The organism is Streptococcus sp. 10F2 (genome assembly GCF_054331515.2).
This window is the reverse complement of the sequence record NZ_JBTGGE020000018.1, coordinates 1-20675: the sequence shown is the minus strand read 5'-3', so window position 1 is coordinate 20675 and position 20675 is coordinate 1. Positions and strand designations below refer to the sequence as shown.

The following is a 20675-nucleotide window of genomic DNA, read 5'->3' as shown; positions in this document are numbered from 1 at the left end:
AAGAATCTATCGTCTTTTTTTATTTTTAGAATAATTCTCATAATTGTGAGCAGATTATTGTCTTTCTCGATAGAAGTGTGATATAATTTGTTTGTAATACTAGTTAAGCGTTTCCATTAATTAGTTTATGATTACTATTTCAAAAGGAGATTTGTCACTATGACTAAAATCACTGCTTCTGCTGCTATGCTTAACGTCTTGAAAACCTGGGGCGTTGATACAATTTACGGTATCCCTTCTGGTACCTTGAGTTCCTTGATGGATGCACTTGCAGAAGATAAAGACATTCAATTCTTGCAAGTACGCCATGAAGAAACTGGTGCTCTTGCAGCTCTTATGCAAGCTAAATTCGGTGGCTCTATTGGGGTCTGTGTTGGATCTGGTGGACCAGGTGCGACTCACTTGATTAACGGTATCTACGATGCTGCAATGGATGCAACTCCAATGTTGGCAATCCTTGGTTCTCGTCCAGTTACTGAATTGAACATGGATGCTTTCCAAGAATTGAACCAAAACCCAATGTACAATGGTGTAGCAGTTTATAACAAGCGTGTAGCTTATGCTGCTCAATTACCAAAAGTCATTGATGAAGCTTGCCGTGCTGCAATTGCTAAAAAAGGTCCTGCTGTAGTTGAAATCCCAGTTAACTTTGGTTTTGAAGAAATCGATGCGGATTCTTACTATGGATCAGGTACTTACGACCGTACTTTTGTTGCTCCAGCTTTGAACCAAGCTGAAGTTGATAAAGCGGTTGAAATCCTTAACAATGCAAAACGTCCAGTAATCTATGCTGGTTTTGGTGGTGTTGGTGCAGGTGATGTGATCACTGAACTTTCCCGTAAAATTAAAGCTCCTATCGTAACAACTGGTAAAAACTTTGAAGCCTTTGAATGGGATTATGAAGGTTTGACTGGTTCTGCTTACCGTGTAGGTTGGAAATCTGCCAATGAAGTTATCTTTGAAGCAGACACTGTTCTCTTCCTAGGAAGCAACTTCCCATTCTCAGAAGTTTACAATACTTTCAAGAACATTGAGAAGTTCATCCAAGTAGATATCGATCCATACAAACTTGGTAAACGTCATGCACTTGATGCATCTATCCTTGGTGATGTTAAAGAAGCTGCTCAAGCAATTCTTGAAAAAGTTAATCCAGTTGAATCTACACCATGGTGGAGAGCTGTTGTGAAAAACAATCAAAACTGGCGTGACTACATGAACAAATTGGAAGGCAAAACTGAAGGCGAACTTCAATTGTACCAAGTCTACAACGCTATCAACAAATTTGCTGACCAAGATGCGATCTACTCTATTGACGTAGGTAACTCTACTCAAACTTCTACTCGTCACCTTCACATGAGCCCTAAAAATATGTGGCGTACTTCTCCACTCTTCGCAACAATGGGTATCGCACTTCCTGGTGGTATTGCCGCTAAGAAAGATAACCCAGACCGCCAAGTTTGGAACATCATGGGTGATGGTGCCTTCGGTATGTGCTACCCAGACGTGATTACAAACGTTCAATACAACCTTCCAGTTATCAACGTTGTCTTCTCTAATGCTGAGTATGCTTTCATCAAGAACAAATATGAAGATACAAACAAACACTTGTTTGGTGTAGACTTCACAAACCCAGACTACAAGATGATTGCTGAAGCACAAGGTGCTGTTGGTTTCCGTGTTGATCGTATCGAAGATATCGATGCTGTTATGAAAGAAGCGGTAGAATTGAACAAAGCTGGTAAGACTGTTGTGATCGATGCTCGCATCACTCAAGATCGTCCAATTCCAGTTGAAGCTCCAGAACTTCGTTTGGATCCAAAAGTTTACTCTGCTGAAGAAATTGCAGCTTACAAAGAGAAATACGAAGCTGAAGAGCTTGTGCCATTCCGTCTCTTCCTTGAAGAAGAAGGTTTGGAATCTCGCAATTACAAATAATTGCTGCTAATGGAGGTTGAGACTTTGGTCTCAACCTTTTATTGTTTCTTCTCCTATTTTTGTAAGTGGATTCATTGATTTTTATCACTATTTCCCTTATAATATAATTAATTCACAAACTCAGGAGAAAGGAAGGGATACGGACTATGGAAGTGAGAAATCAACCAATTCCACGTGCAACTGCCAAACGTTTATCTCTTTACTACCGCATTTTTAAGCGTTTTAATACTGAAAAAATTGAAAAAGCTAGTTCCAAACAAATTGCTGAAGCCATTGGGATTGATGCTGCTACTGTTCGACGCGATTTTTCATACTTTGGAGAATTGGGGAGACGGGGTTTTGGCTACGATGTCAAAAAACTAATGACCTTCTTTGCTGATCTTTTAAACGATAATAACATTACTTATGTTGCCCTAGTCGGAGTTGGAAATATGGGAAAAGCTCTACTTCACTATCGTTTTGAAGAACGCAATAAAATGAAAATTGTCATGGCTTTTGATCGAGATGAACATGAAGCTGTTGGTACTGTTACAGAAGATGGGATTCCTATCTATCCGATTTCCCAGCTTCAAGAAAAACTAGCGGATTCTGGAGTGAAGACAGCTATTTTGACGGTACCAAGTGTGAAAGCTCAAGAAGTTGCTAACCAATTGGTTGCTACTGGTATTAAAGGGATTCTAAGCTTTTCCCCGGTTAATCTTTCTATTCCTAAAGATGTGGTTGTTCAATACGTCGATTTAACAAGTGAATTACAAACCCTCCTTTATTTTATGAATAGATCTGAAAATGATTCTATATAGCCAAAAAATCGAGAGAATTTTATTCTCTCGATTTTAACTATATTAAGGCAAACGCTCTTCTTCACGATAGGAAAAATACGATTCTTGGGTAATAATCAAATGATCTAAAAGCTGTATCCCTAGAGTTCCTGCTGCCTCTGATAGAACTTGCGTAACATGATCATCGTTGGGACTTGGTCTAAGTGAACCTGACGGATGATTGTGAACGATAATGAGAGAGCTTGCCATATGCTTAACTGCATAATGCAGAATCTCCCTAGGTTCAGCTAAGCTTCTACTCACGGATCCAATAAAAATTGTTCGCTCTTCTAAAATCTGATTTCGTGTATCTAGATAGATAGCTAATAGATGCTCCTGTCTTAAAGAACCCAATTCTTTAACGAGGCGAAGACCTAATTGATGACTAGATAAAATAGCTTGCTCTTTTTTGAGTTTGGCTTGATCAATCCGCTTACCAAGCTCCACCATAGCTTTTAATTCAATAGCTTTAACGATACCTACCCCAGGTATTTCCTGAAGTTCACGCAGCGTTAGATAGCGTAATTCAGCTAAACTTTGGATGTGTTTCAGTAAAATCTGAGCAACCTCTAGCGATGATTGTCCTTTAAGTCCTGTTCTTAGAAGAATCGCAAGTAATTCTTGATTGCTTAATTTTTCAGGTCCTTCTTCTACTAGTCTCTCTCTGGGTAAAAGAGATGAGTTTATATGTTTAATCTCGTACATGTTTGCCACCTCCATCTATTTATTCGAAATAGATGGAGAGTCAAATAATCAAAAAATGGGTACTATCGGTATTGTGTAAAATAACCATAGTACCCATTTTTATCTATTTTTAGGATTCAATCCGATTATCATACTCTGTTACTGTTGTCGTATCAGGAGGGAAATGGATTGGTTTTAATACCCATTGATGATTTTCTAAAGGTCCAAAACGTGTCGATAATGTTGATTCGAAGAGATTTCCTGAAATAGTTACATAACCAACTTTGGAAGAATGTTGACCAAGTGTGGCACCATAAGCTATTACCTTACCAGAGGCATCTTTATAAGGTATGAATTGATTGTTTCGAATAACAATACCATTAGATAGGATAGTTTCAACATTATTAGTAGAATAATTAGGATCTGTATTTCGTAAATAGGAGCCATCCCAAACCCCACTATTATTACTTGCATCTAGTTGAATAGCCTCTGCATAAAAACGATGAAAATCAGCATTTTCAGGTAAAGCTTGAGTATCTGTTAGATTGGGAGCATAACCAGAGAAGGTATTCCCAATGAACTCAGCATACTGAACTCCTCCTAAGTCGAAAATGTGACTACTCATCTTGTGAACTAAGGTAAATTGATTATTCCGAATAGTCCAATTATACCCGTGATTCGCCATTAACATAAATTGGTTCCCATTCTGAAGATCCTTAGCTCGAATGTGCAAATTCTCCATGATAAAATTGGTCAAACCATCTGTTGCTCCTGGTCCAGTTGCGAAACCAAACCAGAACATTCCACCATCCACAACTAAGGTCGTGTTATTTCCTCGCAATTCAATATTGGATGGGAGAGTAAAATAATCCTTGGCTGGATCATCAACACCCATTTCAAATTCACCTTCTGGAAACTCCAAGATTGTGAAGCCGTTTGATTGACTTTCTTCCAATGCCTGTCGGAAAATTTTATTATTCTCTTCTCGACTATTTTCTGTTTTTAAACCAACTTGAAGAGTTGTTTTCAATTCATCTTCTTTAATATCATAAACTCGCCCCAGTTGCTCAACAGAAGCTTCATAAATAATTTGATGATTGATTCGATTAATTTTAGTGATTTGCCCACTTCCCTGAAGTGTCGAAGACGGTGCTAAATCTACATCATCTCCCAATTGATAGAGTGTAGCTACTGCTTCCAGTTGATCTTCCGGTATGTTATCTTTGATTCGGCCTAGCTCCAGCTCAATTTCATAGATAAAACCTTCTTCCTTATCCTCGGTACTTTTGACAATTTGACCAATGATTTCCTCTTCTCCGTCCTTGTAGAGAACTTGATTTCCCTTGCTAAAGCGCGGTTTGGGAGGTTCTTTAGGTTGAAAAAAAGAAATAAGCGGTGCGATAAAACTATTTTTTCCCTTTTCAAAAAAATCTAAACTGAGAAAGAGAGTCAGTAAGAGTGCTAATATACCGAAAAGGATTCCCAGATTTCGCCGTTCTTTACGGCGTCGTTCGACAATCTTGGTCTGATAATCTGAACTCACAATTCTCTTCCTTTCTATTAGAAAAAGGTTTGGAACATGATGTCCCAAACCTTGGACGATTACAATTGCATTTGATTATATTGACTTTCAAAAGCCTTCAAGACTTCTGGATCAGTGCTGTTAAAATCAGATTCTTCTGTTAAATCAGCTTTAACGATGGTTCGATAGGTTGCTGCAGCATCTTCACAGGTAACCAAAGTGAGTTCATTCATGCCCTCAGTATCTTGGATTACATCAATTCGATCTGGTGTAACCGTCTCAACACTCTTAACGGTATAGGTATAAACCTTGTCTTTATCTGTTAAGTAAATTTTCATCCCATTTTGAGCATGTTCTAGGGGTGAAAAGAGCATTTGATTAGCTCCAGTAATTCCAAAAACATGGTGACTAGCTAGAGAATAATTGCCTTTCCCCATTACTTGATTTTCTTTCATGGTACCAGCACCATAATAGAGAACTTCATTAGCTAAACCTTTGAAAATCGGAAGGTTCAAGTTCAAATCTGGAATGGCAATTCCTCCAATAACCGGCAATTCCTGTTGGTTCATTTGTGCTTCTAAAACTCTCTCGGTTGATAGAGCCTCAACACTTTGGAAATCAAAATTCGCTTCTGCCGCTTTGTTTTCTTCAATTTTTTCTTTAGAAACTTTAGCTACTTGGTACTGATTTGTATGGTAAACCATGACCATATTTCGGATAGAGCTATTAAAAATTAAGCCCAGAGCCACAATAAAGAGAATTCCTGCAAGCAGGTAACGTGGCCAATTTCTCGTTTTCTTTTTATTCTTCGCCATCTTCTATATCTTCTTTCATTTCTGCATCTATATTTGTAAAGGTTACAATACGGGAGTCATCTGTCAAACGCATAATCTTAACTCCTTGAGCTGCACGACCAATTCGGCTAATATCTGCCACATGAGTTCGAATAACAACTCCTTTATCCGTCATCACCATTAAATCGTGCTCTTCATGGACCGTTCTAAGACCAACTAGTGGACCATTTTTCTCGGTAATTTTCGCTAAAATCATTCCTTTACCACCACGATTTTTGGTTGGGAAATCTTTAGCGGGTGTCCGTTTTCCGTAACCAAGCTCTGTAATGACCACTAGATCATCTTCATCCGTTACAATGCTAGCTCCAACCACTTGATCCTGGTCTCGGAGACTAACCCCTTTCACCCCTGCAGCACCTCGACTGAGCGGACGCAAGCTGCTTTCCTTAAAACGAACGGCATAGCCATAGCGTGTACCAATCAGAATGTCTGATTCTCCATCGGTAAGAAGAACGTTAATCAATTCATCCTCATCACGGAGTTTTAAAGCTAACAAACCATTTTGACGAATGTTCTGGAAGGCGGAAATTGGAACTCGTTTTACCACACCGAACTTGGTTGTGAAGAAGAAAAAGCCATGATCTTCCTGTTCCTTCGTTACATTTATCAAGGTCTGAATACTTTCCCCTTCATCTAATTTCAAGAGATTAATAATTGGTAATCCTTTAGCCGTACGACCATATTCAGGGATTTCGTAGCCTTTAAGGCGATACACTCGGCCTCGATTGGTGAAGAAGAGAAGATAGTCGTGTGTGCTAGTAGATACTAATTGGCTAACAAAATCATCATCTTTGACACCCGTACCTTGAACACCACGGCCACCCCGTTTCTGTGCAGTAAACTCAGATTGGTCTAAGCGCTTGATATAGCCCTTATTAGAGAGGGTAACGAGTACGGCACTTTCTTCGATTAAGTCTTCATCTTCTAGGCTAAGAACTTCTCCGACCATCAGTTCAGTTCTACGAGGATCAGCATATTTTTGTTTGATTTCATCTAACTCTTCTTGAATAATTTGCTTCACACGTTCTGGTTTATCTAGGATATCTGCTAGATCTGCAATTAATTCTAAGAGCTGGTCATATTCCGATTGAATTTTATCTCGTTCTAAGCCTGTCAATCGGCGAAGACGCATATCTAGAATAGCTTGACTTTGCCGTTCTGACAGGTTGAAACGCTCCATTAACTCAGTTTGAGCTTGGGCATCTGTTTCGCTATTCCGAATAATCTGGATGACTTCATCAATATGATCTAATGCAATTAAAAGACCTGCTAAGATATGCGCTCGAGCTTCTGCTTTTTCCTTATCAAAACGAGTCCGACGAACTACAACATCTGTCTGATGCTCAATATAAGCACCAAGTATTTCACGAAGAGAGAGAATTTTGGGTACACCATTGTGAATGGCCAGCATATTAAAAGAGAAATTGGTCTGCATTTGAGTCAATTTGAAAAGGTTATTCAAAATAACTGTTGCAGATGCATCTCTTCGAATTTCAATGACAAAACGAACTCCTTCACGGTTGGACTCATCTCGGACAGCGGTAATCCCATCAATTCGTTTCTCTTGAACGAGCTTCACAATATGTTCTTGAACTTTGGCCTTATTGACCATATAAGGAAATTCTGTAACAACAATCCGTTCCCTACCAGAATTTGTTTCTTCTATCTCTGTCCGAGATCGAAGAACAATTGATCCCTTACCAGTCTCATAAGCTCGATGAATACCCGAACGTCCCATGACAAGGGCACCTGTTGGAAAATCAGGACCAGGTAAAACTTCCATCAATTCCCGTGTTGTGACTTCCGGATTATCCATTAGCAACTTAACAGCATCAATAGATTCACCTAGGTTGTGAGGAGGAATATTAGTAGCCATACCGACCGCAATTCCCGTTGCTCCATTAACAAGAAGATTTGGGAAACGAGAGGGAAGAATGGCCGGTTCCTGCTCACTACCGTCATAGTTAGGAACGAAATTAACAGTATCCTTATTAATATCCCGTAGTAGTTCTAAAGCAATCTTACTCATACGGGCTTCAGTATAACGCTGGGCAGCTGCACCATCACCATCCATGGACCCAAAGTTTCCATGACCATCGACTAGCATATGCCGATAAGACCACCACTGAGCCATCCGTACCATAGCCTCATAAATAGAGGAATCTCCGTGTGGATGGTACTTACCCATAACATCCCCGGTAATCCGAGCAGATTTCTTATGAGGTTTATCAGGGCTTACTCCCAGATCATACATTCCGTAAAGAATACGGCGATGAACAGGTTTCAACCCGTCTCGAACATCTGGCAAAGCCCGAGACACGATAACACTCATGGCATAGTCGATAAAGCTCGACTTCATTTCTTTCGTTAAATTTACATCAACAAGGTGTTTATCCTGCATTTCCAATGCCTTTCTCTACACAATAGTACCTACAATTATAGCAAAAAAAAGCTAAAAAAGCACGTTCCGCTTTGGATTCGTATGTGGTAGAATTTTTTAGAAAGCCCAATAGAACAATAATATTGTGGGAGAACTTTACCGAGAATACAAAAAAAGCTGAACAAACTCCTTGCTCAGCCTTGACAGGATTGTCATTATCCCTTATCATTAAGAGGTGACTGAGTGAGAAGGGGCATTTCTTACTCGGTGAGACGGAAGATGTTGGGAATCTTTCGTCTTTTTTTATTCGATTTTTTATATAAACAGTATAGCACACAGATGGACACAGTACAAGACTTTTATATGAAAACAGCACAAAAAAACTTTCCTATAGAAAGAGCTATTGTTGTGTAATTTTGTATATAACTTTATAAATACTAAAACTTCTTCCTTAATGCTCCACTTTTCCTATATTTCATACTTAGAACATCATAGCCCTTCTTAATTTTATTCTGTTCTACTCTAATCTTAGAAGCACTTAATTTTGATAAATCTTCTATTTTTTGGAACTCATCTTTCCATGTTCCGAAAAATAAATCTCGTAACCCACCTTCAGCTGCAAGTAAAATTATTTGACTCATAGTCTCTGCCCCCTGGACAGTCCAATACATACCTCTTTTCTTCATACGATAAGTGATTTTTCGATGCTGTGACTCCATAACACCAATTCCAGCACTTGAAAAACCTCTTAATTTGGCTGGTTTTGTATACTGAAAATTATTCAAAAGCTTACGTTTAAAGATAGTAAACTCTTCGAATTCTTCCTCCCCAATAATTAGTGATTCAGTTGTATCCAAAACAGTACGTAATTTTGACTTATCATGAGATTTGATCGCCTCAAAAGCTTCATCTAGTAATTCTTTAGGATATGGCTTAAAAAACGATTTCAAGCTTTTATTGACATGATAAGCATCCCAAAAATGCTCATGCCGCTTCACTTTTAAAGCTTTTGCGATTTCTTTAAAAACATAGGGAGTATAACCATGACCACCATCAGAATTTGTGATTAAAACAGTATTTTCATCAACTTCAAAATTATGAAAAATATAGTCTAGAACATGTTCCCTTGCCAGTCGATTATCTAAAGAGATAAATTCTTTTTTATCTAAAAGCTCAAAACGATTACTACCAACCTTTGTACTCCCAGTATGTACTAGAAAATGAGATAGATCAAAATGCTTATTATCAACGTCTTGATCCCTAGCTCTTACCATAACTCCATCGCCCTCGATATAGATAACAGTTGCTTTTTTCTTTTCAATTTCTTGAGACTCTTCAAAAAAACGATACTCTAGTCTCTCCTCTAGTAATGAATTACAAATCTTTACAGCTTTGACAACAGTAGGTTTCGTTATAGAGATATGATAGACTGTCTGAATTGTTTTAACAACATTATCATAGGACATCATAGTTGATAAATAGGCAATTTGATACATAAACTCTTCCGAAAAGCGTACATTTTTCTTCAGACCAAGACGTTCATCGACTGGAACAACCCAGTGATCTCCTTTTTTCCAGCGGCGACGTCTAAATGTAAATTCTCCAAATGTAAATGCTACTGTACGCTCCAAAGAATGAATGCACGTATAGCCTCTTTCTTTCATAACAGGAACCATTTGATCATCATACCGACTAACAAATTTATAAAAATCTTCTTCATTTTGAAGAATGATTTTATCTTTAAGGTCTCGTTCATCAAACACTAGCAGCACCACTCCTTTAATAAATATATAAAATATTATAAAAATTCAACCTACTCTTTTCAATTTTCTTTTAATTCTGGTACAGAAAAAACATATACTCTAAACAAAAGGACATATCTATTAGCTATTCTCCCTAAATCTTTAAAATCAGTATCACATCTGTGTGTAAAAAGAATCTTCCTTACAACACAAAAAGCAACGACTCTAAATCGTTGCTTTTTGTGTAAACGAAACCATTTCACTAGCCTCTTACTTATTCGTTTTTCTTTTGAAAATTTTCAATTACTATTTTCCTATTTCTTCCTATACCGATACTCTCCCCATACAATTACAACAACAATGAACCAAAAGATCCCAACAATCAAGTCTGCAATAAAAGAAAATCCTCCTGTAAAATGGACTCCTATAGACAGTAGGATAATCGGCAAGACTAAGGCTGGGACAAATTTCAAAGCCAACAAGCCTACAATTAATAAGAAGAACATACTCAAGCCTATTGTTTTAAACAGTATATAGACTCCAATTCCCGCTAATAGTAACAAAATAGTATTTACAATAGTCCGAATTGAAACAAAATAGATCATAGTACTCTCCTTATAAACTAACGTAACCGTCTCTGCATCTTTTCAAACTCTTTTATAATCAATTTTTCTAGATAATCCGAAGCAGATTTAGATCCATAATACTCCACTAAAGCTTCCAACTTATCATATCGAACCTCTTCGTGTAGTGCAAAAGGATAGCGGCCCTTCTTACTGTAAGAACTAGAAGATACTCGACGGCCTCTTTTAGCTTTCACTTGCTCTACTGATTTTTTCCCTTCTTTCTCAAAGTTCTCTTTCAGTTCCGCAAATCGATTCTCTACCATCAACTATCACCTCCTTCTAACTGACGTAAAACATTGTTATATACATACTCTATATTATCAAAAAATACCTGGTGTGTATGCACTTGTTTCTCTGTCATAGACTCTCTTTGTTCAAAAACACTCTGATTTATAACGAGACTCTTTGCCATCAATTCTTTCTTCTGAACAGAGCCTAAATAACCTTCCTCCTCTTCAACCACATCTAAGAATTGGCGACAGGTATCTGTTACATGATTTCCATAGTATTCAATTTTATTTCCAATCAAATAGGGCTTAACATGAACATAGCTCTTTTTTGTAATAACTTCAATTGACTCATGCTTAATATGATCCACAAATCTCTTCAAAGCCAACCAAGCTCTAAAACCATTGGTGGAAGCATCTGTTACTCCAAGAACGATATCCGATACTGCAATAAAATTAGCTGTTACCAGGCTCTCATCATTATGTGTATCAATAAGGATGACATCAAACTCTTTCGCTAGCTCCTCATAGTGCTCTGTAAACCAGATAAACAATTGAAGGTATTTATTATTTCGTGCATTTAAGTCCAGCTGCTCATCTGTCAATCGCTCATCACCTCTAATAATACTCAGATTTTGATAAATAGGACAAATCTCATATTCTCCTGTCTTAAAAATATCATAGATCGTTTTCTCACTGAAAACGTCAAATGAATGGGTTAGATTACACTCTCTGGCTCCATCAATTAATAAAACTCTTTTCTTTTTTACACGAGCTAACCAGTCTCCCAAATTATATGTGTGGCTGCTTTTTCCACCGCCACCCTTGTCTAAATTAATGGTCTGAATTCTCATAACTACCACCTCAAATAATTTTTATTAACTAAATGGTTATATAATTTATTGTATAACTATTATATCAAACACAATACAAAAAATCAATGTTTGTATACAAAAAGGTATATAACTAAATATATACCTTTTTGTTCTATTGGACAAAAGAATAAGTTACTTCACGAATACTTCTATTCTCTTCTACATCAGATAAAGTAAATGTAAACATAAGTTTTCTAGTTGTTTTGTAGTCTCCTGTTAAATCTTTCTTATCGATATATACCTGATACTCTAATAAAGCCGTATAAGTTACTTCAGCTGCAGATGACTGAGTCCAAGAATCCCTATGAATCTCCAAATTAATCATCTGAGATTTTAAGCCATTGATGTCAATATCATTATCCTTCAATTTCCCTTTTAGATTTTCAGGAACAGGGACTCTATAGTTCTCCATCATTAAGGTATTCAAAATTTTATCTGTACCTGCTGTATTCATGGCCTTAATCTTATTTCTTTGTGAATCATATTGGTCACCACTAGTCCAAGTAAATATTAAATTGAGATAATCTCTAATCATCTCCTTATCTTTACCCAATTCAACTACTGGAAAACCAATTAGCTCTTTTGTAATTCTCTCTTCTTCCTTCACTAACTCAGCAGAAACTTCTTGATGCTTTGTTTCAACTTCCTCCTTTTGTTTTTGATAAGAAACTAACTCCTTTTTTTGATCTTCTATAGTTTGATACGTTACCAGATTATAAGCTAATAACCCTACTAGAAAAATGAAGAAGAATGAAATAAAGGATATAAGAATTCTACTTAAGCGATCATACTCTTTCCATTTTTTCATTCTTCTGTCCCTTTCTTAGTAACATCTGAAGAAGATGGAAGAACACCAACTTCACCTGAACCTGGTACAAAAACATCTGTTGGTTCTAACCATTCTAAAGTCTTGACAACCTCCAATAGTTGAAATTGTTTTTGGTCATCATCATACAAAACTGTTAACAAAGCAACTGTACGATTCTGCCCATCTGAAATACTAATGGTATTCGGTTGCTTTCCGTTGATAGAAAAAGTAGGAATCTGTTTATTCAGAGCCATTTTCCAATCTGTGCCACGATACAAAAATAATTCTCTACTACTTCCTAGCACCATAACTTGATCAATCTTCTCCCGAACTTCTTCTACTTTTTTAGAGTCTTTCATTCTCTCAGCATCCAGGAGTTCTTTCGACAAGCGTTCATAATCATCAAACACCTTTTGTTTAGCTTCTTCTTCCGCTGCATAGGCTTTCTTTATCTTTTCACCCCCATTATCCTTAAATGTTTGCAAAAGATTTTCATCCTTGGATAATTGAGCACTCAAGGTAATAATTCCTGATTTTTCACCAAGCAATCGATCAGAAGATTGTATTTGTTCTTGTCTTAGGGCTCTAGCACTTGAAAAAAGGACAAGATTCGTTATCACAAGACAAGCTAAGATAACCACCTGCACAATTCTTTTTCTCTCCACGTCTTTCCTCCTTATTTTTTCTTTCCAGCTAGTCTAGGATCATCTGCTGTAGTACCATCTACCCGAATTTGAAGTGGATTAGGCTGGATAAAATCATCCCCTAAATAATTACTTGCAGCTGTATCAAACCACCCCACTTCAATTCCATCGAGTACGAGACCTGGATCTATGATTAAATCATCGACACTGCCTCCATAATTCTTTTCATCAAGATTGACTCCAGTCCATAAATTGACACCATTTGCGACGGCATCTGCATTTAGAACTCCAAAGTGTAAGTGGGTAAGACCTGGTGAGCCTGTATCACCTTCTGTTCCAATCCGTTGCCCTGCTTCAATCTTATCTCCAATTTGAACATTACCGTAAGCTCCATCAATTAAAAGATGTGTGTACTCAAGTACGACTGGTTTATCCAATTCAGTATCAGACGGTTCACTCTTGATTAAAATCTGGCCAAAACCAGGACTCTTACCAACCACTGTTCCGTTGTAAACCGAATAGATAGCTCCCTTATCTCCCTTAGGTAAGAATGAAGTTGACCAATCCGCAACAACATCGATCCCATTGTGCGTAGTGAACCCAAAATTGGCAGCTGCTATCGTCCTAGCTTTATTATAAGTTCTAAAAGCAGCTGTCCAGTAATAGTCGTGATCATAGGGGTGTCCACCCTTACCTTTGGAAGAACTGCTTTTCGATGAACACTTGGAGGTATTTTTACTATTATTTGACTGTGCTGATACTGTATTAGCCTTACTTAAAATGGATTTGGCATAATCCATATCAAGATTTTCTTTACCTAAGCGGACAGCCCAATCAGTCGCATACTGACCACGGGCTCCTGCAACAACAGACGGCCCAGAACCTGCAAATTCATAGTTGTTGAACCAAATTCCTGCTCCCTCTGCAGCTGATCCAGCTGCAGGCATGGCCTTAATCTTTTCCAAACGCTTGTAGTAAAAATCCCCTTCAGCTGTATAAGGTTCAAAATACTTGCTACTGTCTGAAACAGCAAAGGTCAACATATTATCGATATTTACCCGTTCCAAGCCATTTTCATCTGCAAAATCAAAGTAAGGCATGACACCGTTGTAGCCTGTCCATTGCCAAATCCCAAAACCAACCCAATGACTACCATCAGGTGAACCTCCCCTATAGGTTGCCTCATCTAAACTAACACCATTATTGGCCCAAATACCTGCTACAGTACCCCATCCATTCACAAAGATAGCTTCTGCTTTAGTTCCATGTTTCTGAATAACATCAACTGCTTCTTTTGCATTATTAGCATCTTTCCAAACATCCCAAAAGTTCATCATCTCGGTAAATGGGGAAGTTAGTGAAGATTCCGCTTGAGCATTTCCTACAGCTCCATAAACCTTATTGTCATCAAGACCATATTCTTTCAAAACTGCAGCAATCTTTTTGGCATTCTCCAGTTGCTCATCTGATACAGATAGGCTACTCTCTTCAGTCTTTGTAATGGATTTATTAGACGAGGTACTACAACCACTATTAGTCCCACCTGCGATTGATCCAAACAGACCACCTAAACTAGTAATTCCTATCCAAATCAGTAATAGAAAGGTCATAAAGAAATAAATTATTTTCTTCACATCTTCCTCCTCCTTATTACCATAGACCTAAAATAGTTTTCATAAGTGCATAAATCAACAAAAAGATAACCGTTCCCACACCGACTTTCTTAAGACTTTGAATAAACTCTTTATCTCTTTGCTTTTGAGCCTCTAATCGTTTAGGATCAGATTCACCTTCAGATGCAAAATATTCCCGTTCCGCCTGCATTCTAGCCTTACGAATAGCTACATATTGCTGAAAGGCCTCTCTATTTCGACCAATAATTCCTTTTTTCTCAGTAGACATCATTTCCTCCTTATTGAATACCACCATAGCGTTGTAATTCATGAGCCAATAACTGTTGATTAAATACCAGATTCCCTACCCCAGCAATATTCATGAAAAGCTGGCCTTTGATCAACCGTGGTAATGTCTCAAGTTCAGATTGATTCATAGATCCAGCTAGAGCATTTGCCAGAAGAGGAATACTCGTTTCATCTGTCTGAGCAAATACACGATATTGCATCAATCCAAAAATACGTTGAACAGCTGTCACATAGGGATCTCTATGATTTCCAGCCCCTGATTCAAAAAGAATTCCTCTCAGAGAGTTTACAGATAAAACCACACCTGCAAAATTATCTCCCATCGATGCAATCATATCCGCCAGTAATTCAACACTACTTTCATACTTTGGATTAATCAGTGTTTGTGCCTCACTGATATTGACGATATAGTGCTGCATATCCATCTCACTCAAATTGGGATTTCCTTTTAGAATCTGCTTACACCGTTTTCCATTATTGACAATATCTGCGGATACTAGTGATAAAACCGAAAATATCTGAGCATTTAAAAGCTGTGGTGTTCCTTTTAAACCTGAAAAATCAAATGTAACAACTTGCTCACTGGAAATATCCTGAAATTCCGTTGTTCCTTCAAACATCTCCGCATTTGTTGTTAACAATTCTTCAAAAGTCTTATAAATACGGTTGACCGACTTTATCTCAATCTCATCTGGATTTTTCTGCATGGTTAAGCTTCGCTTATAGTCATCAATATGGAGAACAAAATCTGAGAGAATCGGGTATTCTTCATTGATTAAATCCGTTGCCTTCAGTCTTTCAGGATTTAATTTTGGATTACGAGCCCATAACCCTTCCTCGATGTAAAATTCATTCAAAATTTTTCCAAAGGTGGTTAAATCATCACCTGTAACCTCATGATTCAACAGCTTTAAAATACTCTTTAGTTTTTGAATATGGAGATTGTAGGATTTTTTCTTATCTATTTCTGTCCCCTGTTCATTTGTGACAGTAGGAAACACCTGAAAAATATTGATTCGATTTGCTTCACCTGATAAATCTAAAATTAAGCCATGTTGCTTTCTGGTCTGATCTAAAAAACTACCATCCGCATCAAAATTTCGGATATAATTTCCCTTTGCATACAAACCATCCGTATGTTTCAATAGGAACGAACGTTGACCCATCTTAGGATTCCCAGATAAAATCATAAAAGACCTGGTCCGTCTTTCATCTCGCTCTAGAAAATTAAAGTTAACTGCTCCCCTAGTTGGAGTCCATCCCAGATAAACACCTCTTTGATCTTCTAGCTTCGTGTGATTAAAGAAATAACCACCAGCTAAATCATGAGCTCGAATAGGCACTCCTCGTCTATGATTTGGCAAGTCAATTTGGTACTCAGCTGGAATAAAGGGTGAATGATACTCAAAGTCCAATTCTCCTGCAAGGATTGTCGACTTAAAGTTTGACGTTTTATCTTTAACATCTTCTACTCTTTTAAACAGCTCCTCTCTAGTTGAAGCCGACACATAAATTCGCACGTACATTCCCAACATAGCAATATTTTTCTTACGAATATCTCGATCCAGTTGGGTCAAATCCTTGATTTCATCTAGTTCTTGCTGGTTATCTACAATTTTGCTGTTGCCTGTGATCCGTGTTGATTTCTCTTCAATCGAATCCTTAATATCCTTTTTCAATTCTTTATTATTAGCACGATAAAGTGATAAGAAGGCCCGTGTTCCTGGAATAAGCATCAACTCAGATAGCCAAAAGCGATCTAGATCTGTTGAAGGATACTCATAAAAATGGAGAACTGTATGATAGCCATCTCCACTCATCCATGATCGATCATCCTTCTTAAAATCAATATTGCCTTGTGGTTGTATTCGACTGAGAAAGGCTAGATCATAGCCTTGAGCCTTTAACTGTCTTTGCTTTCGTTTTGATAATTCTGGCATAAAACCTCCTAAACCTTTTCATTCATGTTATTAAATTGCTTCAAGATTTGTTCTTTCTTTATTTTTGTAATTTCCTGTGGTACAAAATCACTATTTCCATAAGACTTAGCTTTCCGAACCAACTCATCTAAATCTGTAGTCGTTGGAGCAAAAAGCCATAAAATAAACTCAGTATTGTAGATTTCCTGTTGAATACTCTCTTCTACCTGAATTTCCTTTCTCAACCACTCCTCACGATCATCCAACTGAGCATAGCTATCAGAATCTGGGAACAACTTGGCTTTTTCTTCCCGAACTCGGCTTAAATGATGCCTCAAATCTGTAATTTGTGTATCTGTATTGGTTGGAAGGGTTGTGGTCTCAATCTGAATATTTGTATTAAAATCTGACAACCACTTCTCAAAGTTTTCTAAAGTTCTTTTAATCTCGTTATAAGACAGAGATCCTAGATCTTTTCCTGGTATTTCCATCAGCTGCAAGTAACCATAATCTACCAGCTGAATATAGGCCTGACGATTATCAATAATCCCTTTCACATCTAGTAAAGCTACACTCGAATGCAAATCAAAATATTCTTGGTTCCCCAGTTTTCGATCCTGCCTACGTCCCAATTGACGTTTTTCGGTAGTTTCTTGAATTGGTGCCTTCTTAATAGCCATTACTTCTCTCCTCTCTTATAATTCAAACTGATATAACGTTTCCGTCTCCTTCTAAAAAACAAGAACATACTTTGCCAATTCTTTTTCCCACCATTCGTTGGAAGAACCAGATAGAGACACATGAGTGGGGTTAACAATACAAATGCCAATAATTGGGCCCACTGACTGGTTGGGAAAATCTTTGTACCTATACTGATCGCAGCAACTCCTGAACCACCCACAAAAGCTAAATCAGCCATAAATAGCCCAATAATTTTCACCTTGGAATAAATATCCCGTGGTACACCATATTTTTCAGACATCTAGTCACTCCTTTCATTTCCTAACTCTAGTGTAAGAGATAATGACATTTTCGGGGTTAAGGGGACAAATCTAGAAAAAACTTCACCAAAAAAAGAAGCCTCATTCCTGAGACCCCTCTATAAACGTAAAGAATGCTTCTTCTGAAACAATTTGAAGTTCCTTTCCCTTTTCTTGTAATGCTAGGGCTGCTAGATACTTCTTTGATAGTTTTTCTGGTTCAAATAGATCCAACTGTCTATGACCAACAATTAATAAATCTGTTTGATAAGAGACAAAGGACTGTACAATCCCTCCTCTACTTTCAAGATATTCAATAACCTCTACACGTCTCATTGGTCTAAGACTTCCCGTAATGACAATTCTCTTTCCTTCAATCTCAAGCATAGCAACTACTCATCTCCGTCCTCAATCTCAGCCCCTTTAATATGACTAGGATTCTGCATTCTCTGCAAACCATTTTGTGCTTGCTGGTTAGCAAAGTACATCTGATTCACTGAATTCTTAAAGCGATCTTTAGACGATGGTTTTTCTGTTCTATTTACCTGATTAGTAAGATTCGGCTGTAAATCTGAAGGTTTAGATTGACTTCTATTTAGAGAAGGTTTAGTACCCCGACCAGCCGCTTGTCCAAGATCTGGTGACGAACTATTTGTTGTCGTTGGTTCTAAATTAGGTTCCGCATTAAAATGATCTGGTTGTCCTACCTCTAAAGATGGACCTCCTGTTGGCCCACTATCTAGACTTGATTCAGTCACTCCTGATGGACCCTCACCAGATGAATCAGGAAAGTCCACAGATGCCCCTGTTTCTCCTCCACCACTATTAAGGCTAGGCTCAAATCCCATAGCTTCATTAAAATCCTTCGATGGTGTATTTAAAATACTTTGCGGAGAATCTTTCAGACTATTATCTTTAAAAGCATTGTAGCCTGCCTCGTATCCAGCTTGTTCTTTTTGCCCCAGAGAATCAGCTACTCCTCCCGCAAAATCTTTTGCCTTACCAACCGCTTCCTTACCTAGAACGTCTGCCACGTCAATCATATTACTGAGACCACCCTTGGCTGTATTCTTAATCCCTTGATCCCGGGCCGCTCCCCAAACACCTCGGATACCTCCACCAGTTGCAGCTAGACTATTTCCAAGAACCTTACTTCCCTCTGCAGCAACTCCAGGAACTTTTTTAGCAACATTCATAGCCGCTCCTCCACCTGCAAAGGCCATCTCTCCTAATGCTCCAGCACCTGTCGCAAAAGCTTGACCTGCCATCATGGCACCAATCAACTGTTGAGCTGTTTCACTATGGCCTGTAGAAACACCTAGCCAACGCTCAATCATAGATACCCCTTGCATAGCCGCAAAGAAGATCCCTACATAGATGATGCAGGCAGCTAAACACTGCTCCCACATATTGAGTCCATCAAAGAAACCACCCGATAATTTGGTAACAGTCGTCACAGATAGGGTTGGCAAATCCCGTAAAATTTCTAAAGTCATCCGCATAATGATTATTTCAAAGAAAATTCCAGCAAGTGCACCTCCCATTGTTCTTAGTAACTCCTTGTATTTTTTTGAACTTGATAAAGATGAATAACCTTGAATGGGAGAAATCATAGCTTGAATGACAATATCAAATACTGATTTCACAAACTTGATAGACATGGAAATTAAGAGAACAATAAGAATTCCATATTGCAAAAACAGGCCTAGCCAGTTAACGGTATACCTCATATAGACTGGCTCCAGAGCATTCATTTCACCGACAATTTTATGATCAGTTATTGTCTCTACTCCATTCTGACTCGCATTCAACCTATGCAAAAATAGTCCCTTTAATCCCTTCTGCTCTTCCTCCATCTCATCCAATAAATCTGAATTAGAGGCCCCATAGGTGGCACCAAAGTCTATTCGAGTCGCAAAATCAGAGGTATCTCGTTTATCTGGACTATCAGTTATATTATTGACAGGTGTTGATCCTTCTTTGGGAGGTTTGATATAACCATAACTGTCCAAAGGAAAGAGCTCCGTTGAAAAGTCATTATCAATCAAAACCTTTAAATCAACCACATTATTCTTCATAGGCTGAATAGCTAGAGAAGAATAATGCTTACTGTCATCTGAATCACCACTAGTTACTGTTTGTATATTCATGGCATCTTGAGCTAAGGAAGATGAAATGGTCGTTAGACCAAATGGTAAAACAGCTGTTACAAAGCTTACTAATAAGAAATTGGTTATAACCCCCTTAAACTTAACAGGCTTAGTAAAAACACCCATGAGAGCCGAGACGACAAGTATTAAAGTAAAAATTGTAGTTCCCAAAACTTGAAACCAATAGTAAAACTGTCCAATAACCGTATTACTATCCCCAAGATAACCAAATAGCCCAAATAACTTAAACATATTATTAAAAACATGTTCAAGGCTAGCCGTAATTTGATAAAGTGCCTTGGCAATTCCTCCTGGTAAATAAGCTAAAAATGATAAAAAGGCTGGGGTTGCATCTAAATAACTACTCCAATATTTGTAAAAGGCAGCCATTTTTTCCGCATTTTCACCTGTAATGTTCCCATTTGTAGCACCGTTTCCATCAAAAAAACCTGTTTCTAAAGAATTATACTCTTTTAGATTATAAACTGTATATGATATACTATTTTTATGGCATACGGAATTGATTTTAGAAAACGTGTCCTTGAATATGTTAAAGAGGGACATACACGTAAAGAAACAGCAGCTTTAT

The 20675-nt window shown here is 37.8% G+C and carries 19 protein-coding genes; 2 read left to right on the top strand and 17 right to left on the bottom strand.

Going from position 1 to position 20675, the window contains the following annotated elements:
• Positions 1-159: 159 nt before the first annotated feature.
• Both spxB and ACXM1Q_RS04860 read left to right on the top strand, forming a co-directional pair.
• Complete coding sequence (gene spxB / locus ACXM1Q_RS04865) at positions 160-1935, top strand: pyruvate oxidase (RefSeq protein ID WP_135035199.1); 1776 nt, start codon at positions 160-162, stop codon at positions 1933-1935.
• A 146-nt stretch (positions 1936-2081) separates the two neighbouring features.
• On the top strand, positions 2082-2735 hold the full coding sequence (locus ACXM1Q_RS04860) for a redox-sensing transcriptional repressor Rex (RefSeq protein WP_458516682.1): 654 nt from the start codon (positions 2082-2084) through the stop codon (positions 2733-2735).
• A gap of 42 nt (positions 2736-2777) precedes the next feature.
• On the opposite strand, the gene radC is transcribed toward ACXM1Q_RS04860, so the two are convergent.
• The 17 genes from radC to ACXM1Q_RS04775 form a co-directional block, all read right to left on the bottom strand.
• Complete coding sequence (radC, locus tag ACXM1Q_RS04855) at positions 2778-3458, bottom strand: RadC family protein (RefSeq protein WP_135035206.1); 681 nt, start codon at positions 3456-3458, stop codon at positions 2778-2780.
• 109 nt (positions 3459-3567) lie between these two features.
• Entirely contained in the window at positions 3568-4980 is a 1413-nt protein-coding gene (locus ACXM1Q_RS04850; RefSeq protein ID WP_458516679.1) for an HlyD family secretion protein, read from the bottom strand.
• Between the two features lie 59 nt (positions 4981-5039).
• Positions 5040-5774: a class A sortase gene (locus ACXM1Q_RS04845; protein WP_458516677.1), complete on the bottom strand. Its 735-nt coding sequence runs from the start codon at positions 5772-5774 to the stop codon at positions 5040-5042.
• Positions 5761-8214, bottom strand: coding sequence for a DNA gyrase subunit A (gyrA, locus tag ACXM1Q_RS04840; RefSeq protein ID WP_458516675.1), 2454 nt, complete (start codon positions 8212-8214; stop codon positions 5761-5763). Before gyrA ends, ACXM1Q_RS04845 begins: the two co-directional genes overlap by 14 nt.
• 416 nt (positions 8215-8630) lie before the next feature.
• Positions 8631-9962 (bottom strand): ISLre2 family transposase, encoded by a 1332-nt coding sequence (locus ACXM1Q_RS04835; RefSeq protein WP_458516703.1) that lies wholly within the window; start codon positions 9960-9962, stop codon positions 8631-8633.
• 287 nt (positions 9963-10249) lie between these two features.
• Positions 10250-10540: a hypothetical protein gene (locus ACXM1Q_RS04830; RefSeq protein WP_458516673.1), complete on the bottom strand. Its 291-nt coding sequence runs from the start codon at positions 10538-10540 to the stop codon at positions 10250-10252.
• Positions 10541-10557: 17 nt separating this feature from the next.
• On the bottom strand, positions 10558-10824 hold the full coding sequence (locus ACXM1Q_RS04825; protein ID WP_458516671.1) for a hypothetical protein: 267 nt from the start codon (positions 10822-10824) through the stop codon (positions 10558-10560).
• The gene (locus tag ACXM1Q_RS04820; RefSeq protein ID WP_458516669.1) at positions 10824-11642 is read right to left on the bottom strand and encodes a ParA family protein; all 819 of its coding nucleotides are present in this window, start codon (positions 11640-11642) and stop codon (positions 10824-10826) included. Before ACXM1Q_RS04820 ends, ACXM1Q_RS04825 begins: the two co-directional genes overlap by 1 nt.
• 133 nt (positions 11643-11775) lie before the next feature.
• Positions 11776-12471: a hypothetical protein gene (locus ACXM1Q_RS04815; RefSeq protein WP_458516667.1), complete on the bottom strand. Its 696-nt coding sequence runs from the start codon at positions 12469-12471 to the stop codon at positions 11776-11778.
• On the bottom strand, positions 12468-13136 hold the full coding sequence (locus tag ACXM1Q_RS04810; protein WP_458516665.1) for a hypothetical protein: 669 nt from the start codon (positions 13134-13136) through the stop codon (positions 12468-12470). Before ACXM1Q_RS04810 ends, ACXM1Q_RS04815 begins: the two co-directional genes overlap by 4 nt.
• Before the next feature lie 11 nt (positions 13137-13147).
• Positions 13148-14749 carry a phage tail tip lysozyme gene (locus tag ACXM1Q_RS04805; RefSeq protein WP_458516663.1) on the bottom strand — a complete coding sequence of 534 codons (1602 nt, stop codon included), beginning with the start codon at positions 14747-14749 and terminating at the stop codon, positions 13148-13150.
• A gap of 16 nt (positions 14750-14765) precedes the next feature.
• Complete coding sequence (locus ACXM1Q_RS04800; RefSeq protein WP_458516661.1) at positions 14766-15017, bottom strand: hypothetical protein; 252 nt, start codon at positions 15015-15017, stop codon at positions 14766-14768.
• A gap of 10 nt (positions 15018-15027) precedes the next feature.
• On the bottom strand, positions 15028-16977 hold the full coding sequence (locus ACXM1Q_RS04795) for a virulence factor (RefSeq protein ID WP_458516659.1): 1950 nt from the start codon (positions 16975-16977) through the stop codon (positions 15028-15030).
• Between the two features lie 8 nt (positions 16978-16985).
• Positions 16986-17636 (bottom strand): hypothetical protein, encoded by a 651-nt coding sequence (locus tag ACXM1Q_RS04790; RefSeq protein ID WP_458516657.1) that lies wholly within the window; start codon positions 17634-17636, stop codon positions 16986-16988.
• Positions 17636-17938 (bottom strand): hypothetical protein, encoded by a 303-nt coding sequence (locus ACXM1Q_RS04785; protein ID WP_458516655.1) that lies wholly within the window; start codon positions 17936-17938, stop codon positions 17636-17638. The genes ACXM1Q_RS04790 and ACXM1Q_RS04785 overlap by 1 nt, the downstream gene beginning before the upstream one ends.
• A 100-nt stretch (positions 17939-18038) precedes the next feature.
• Positions 18039-18323 carry a BRCT domain-containing protein gene (locus ACXM1Q_RS04780; RefSeq protein ID WP_458516653.1) on the bottom strand — a complete coding sequence of 95 codons (285 nt, stop codon included), beginning with the start codon at positions 18321-18323 and terminating at the stop codon, positions 18039-18041.
• Between the two features lie 5 nt (positions 18324-18328).
• The gene (locus ACXM1Q_RS04775) at positions 18329-20584 is read right to left on the bottom strand and encodes a pLS20_p028 family conjugation system transmembrane protein (RefSeq protein WP_458516701.1); all 2256 of its coding nucleotides are present in this window, start codon (positions 20582-20584) and stop codon (positions 18329-18331) included.
• Between the last annotated feature and the right edge of the window lie 91 nt (positions 20585-20675).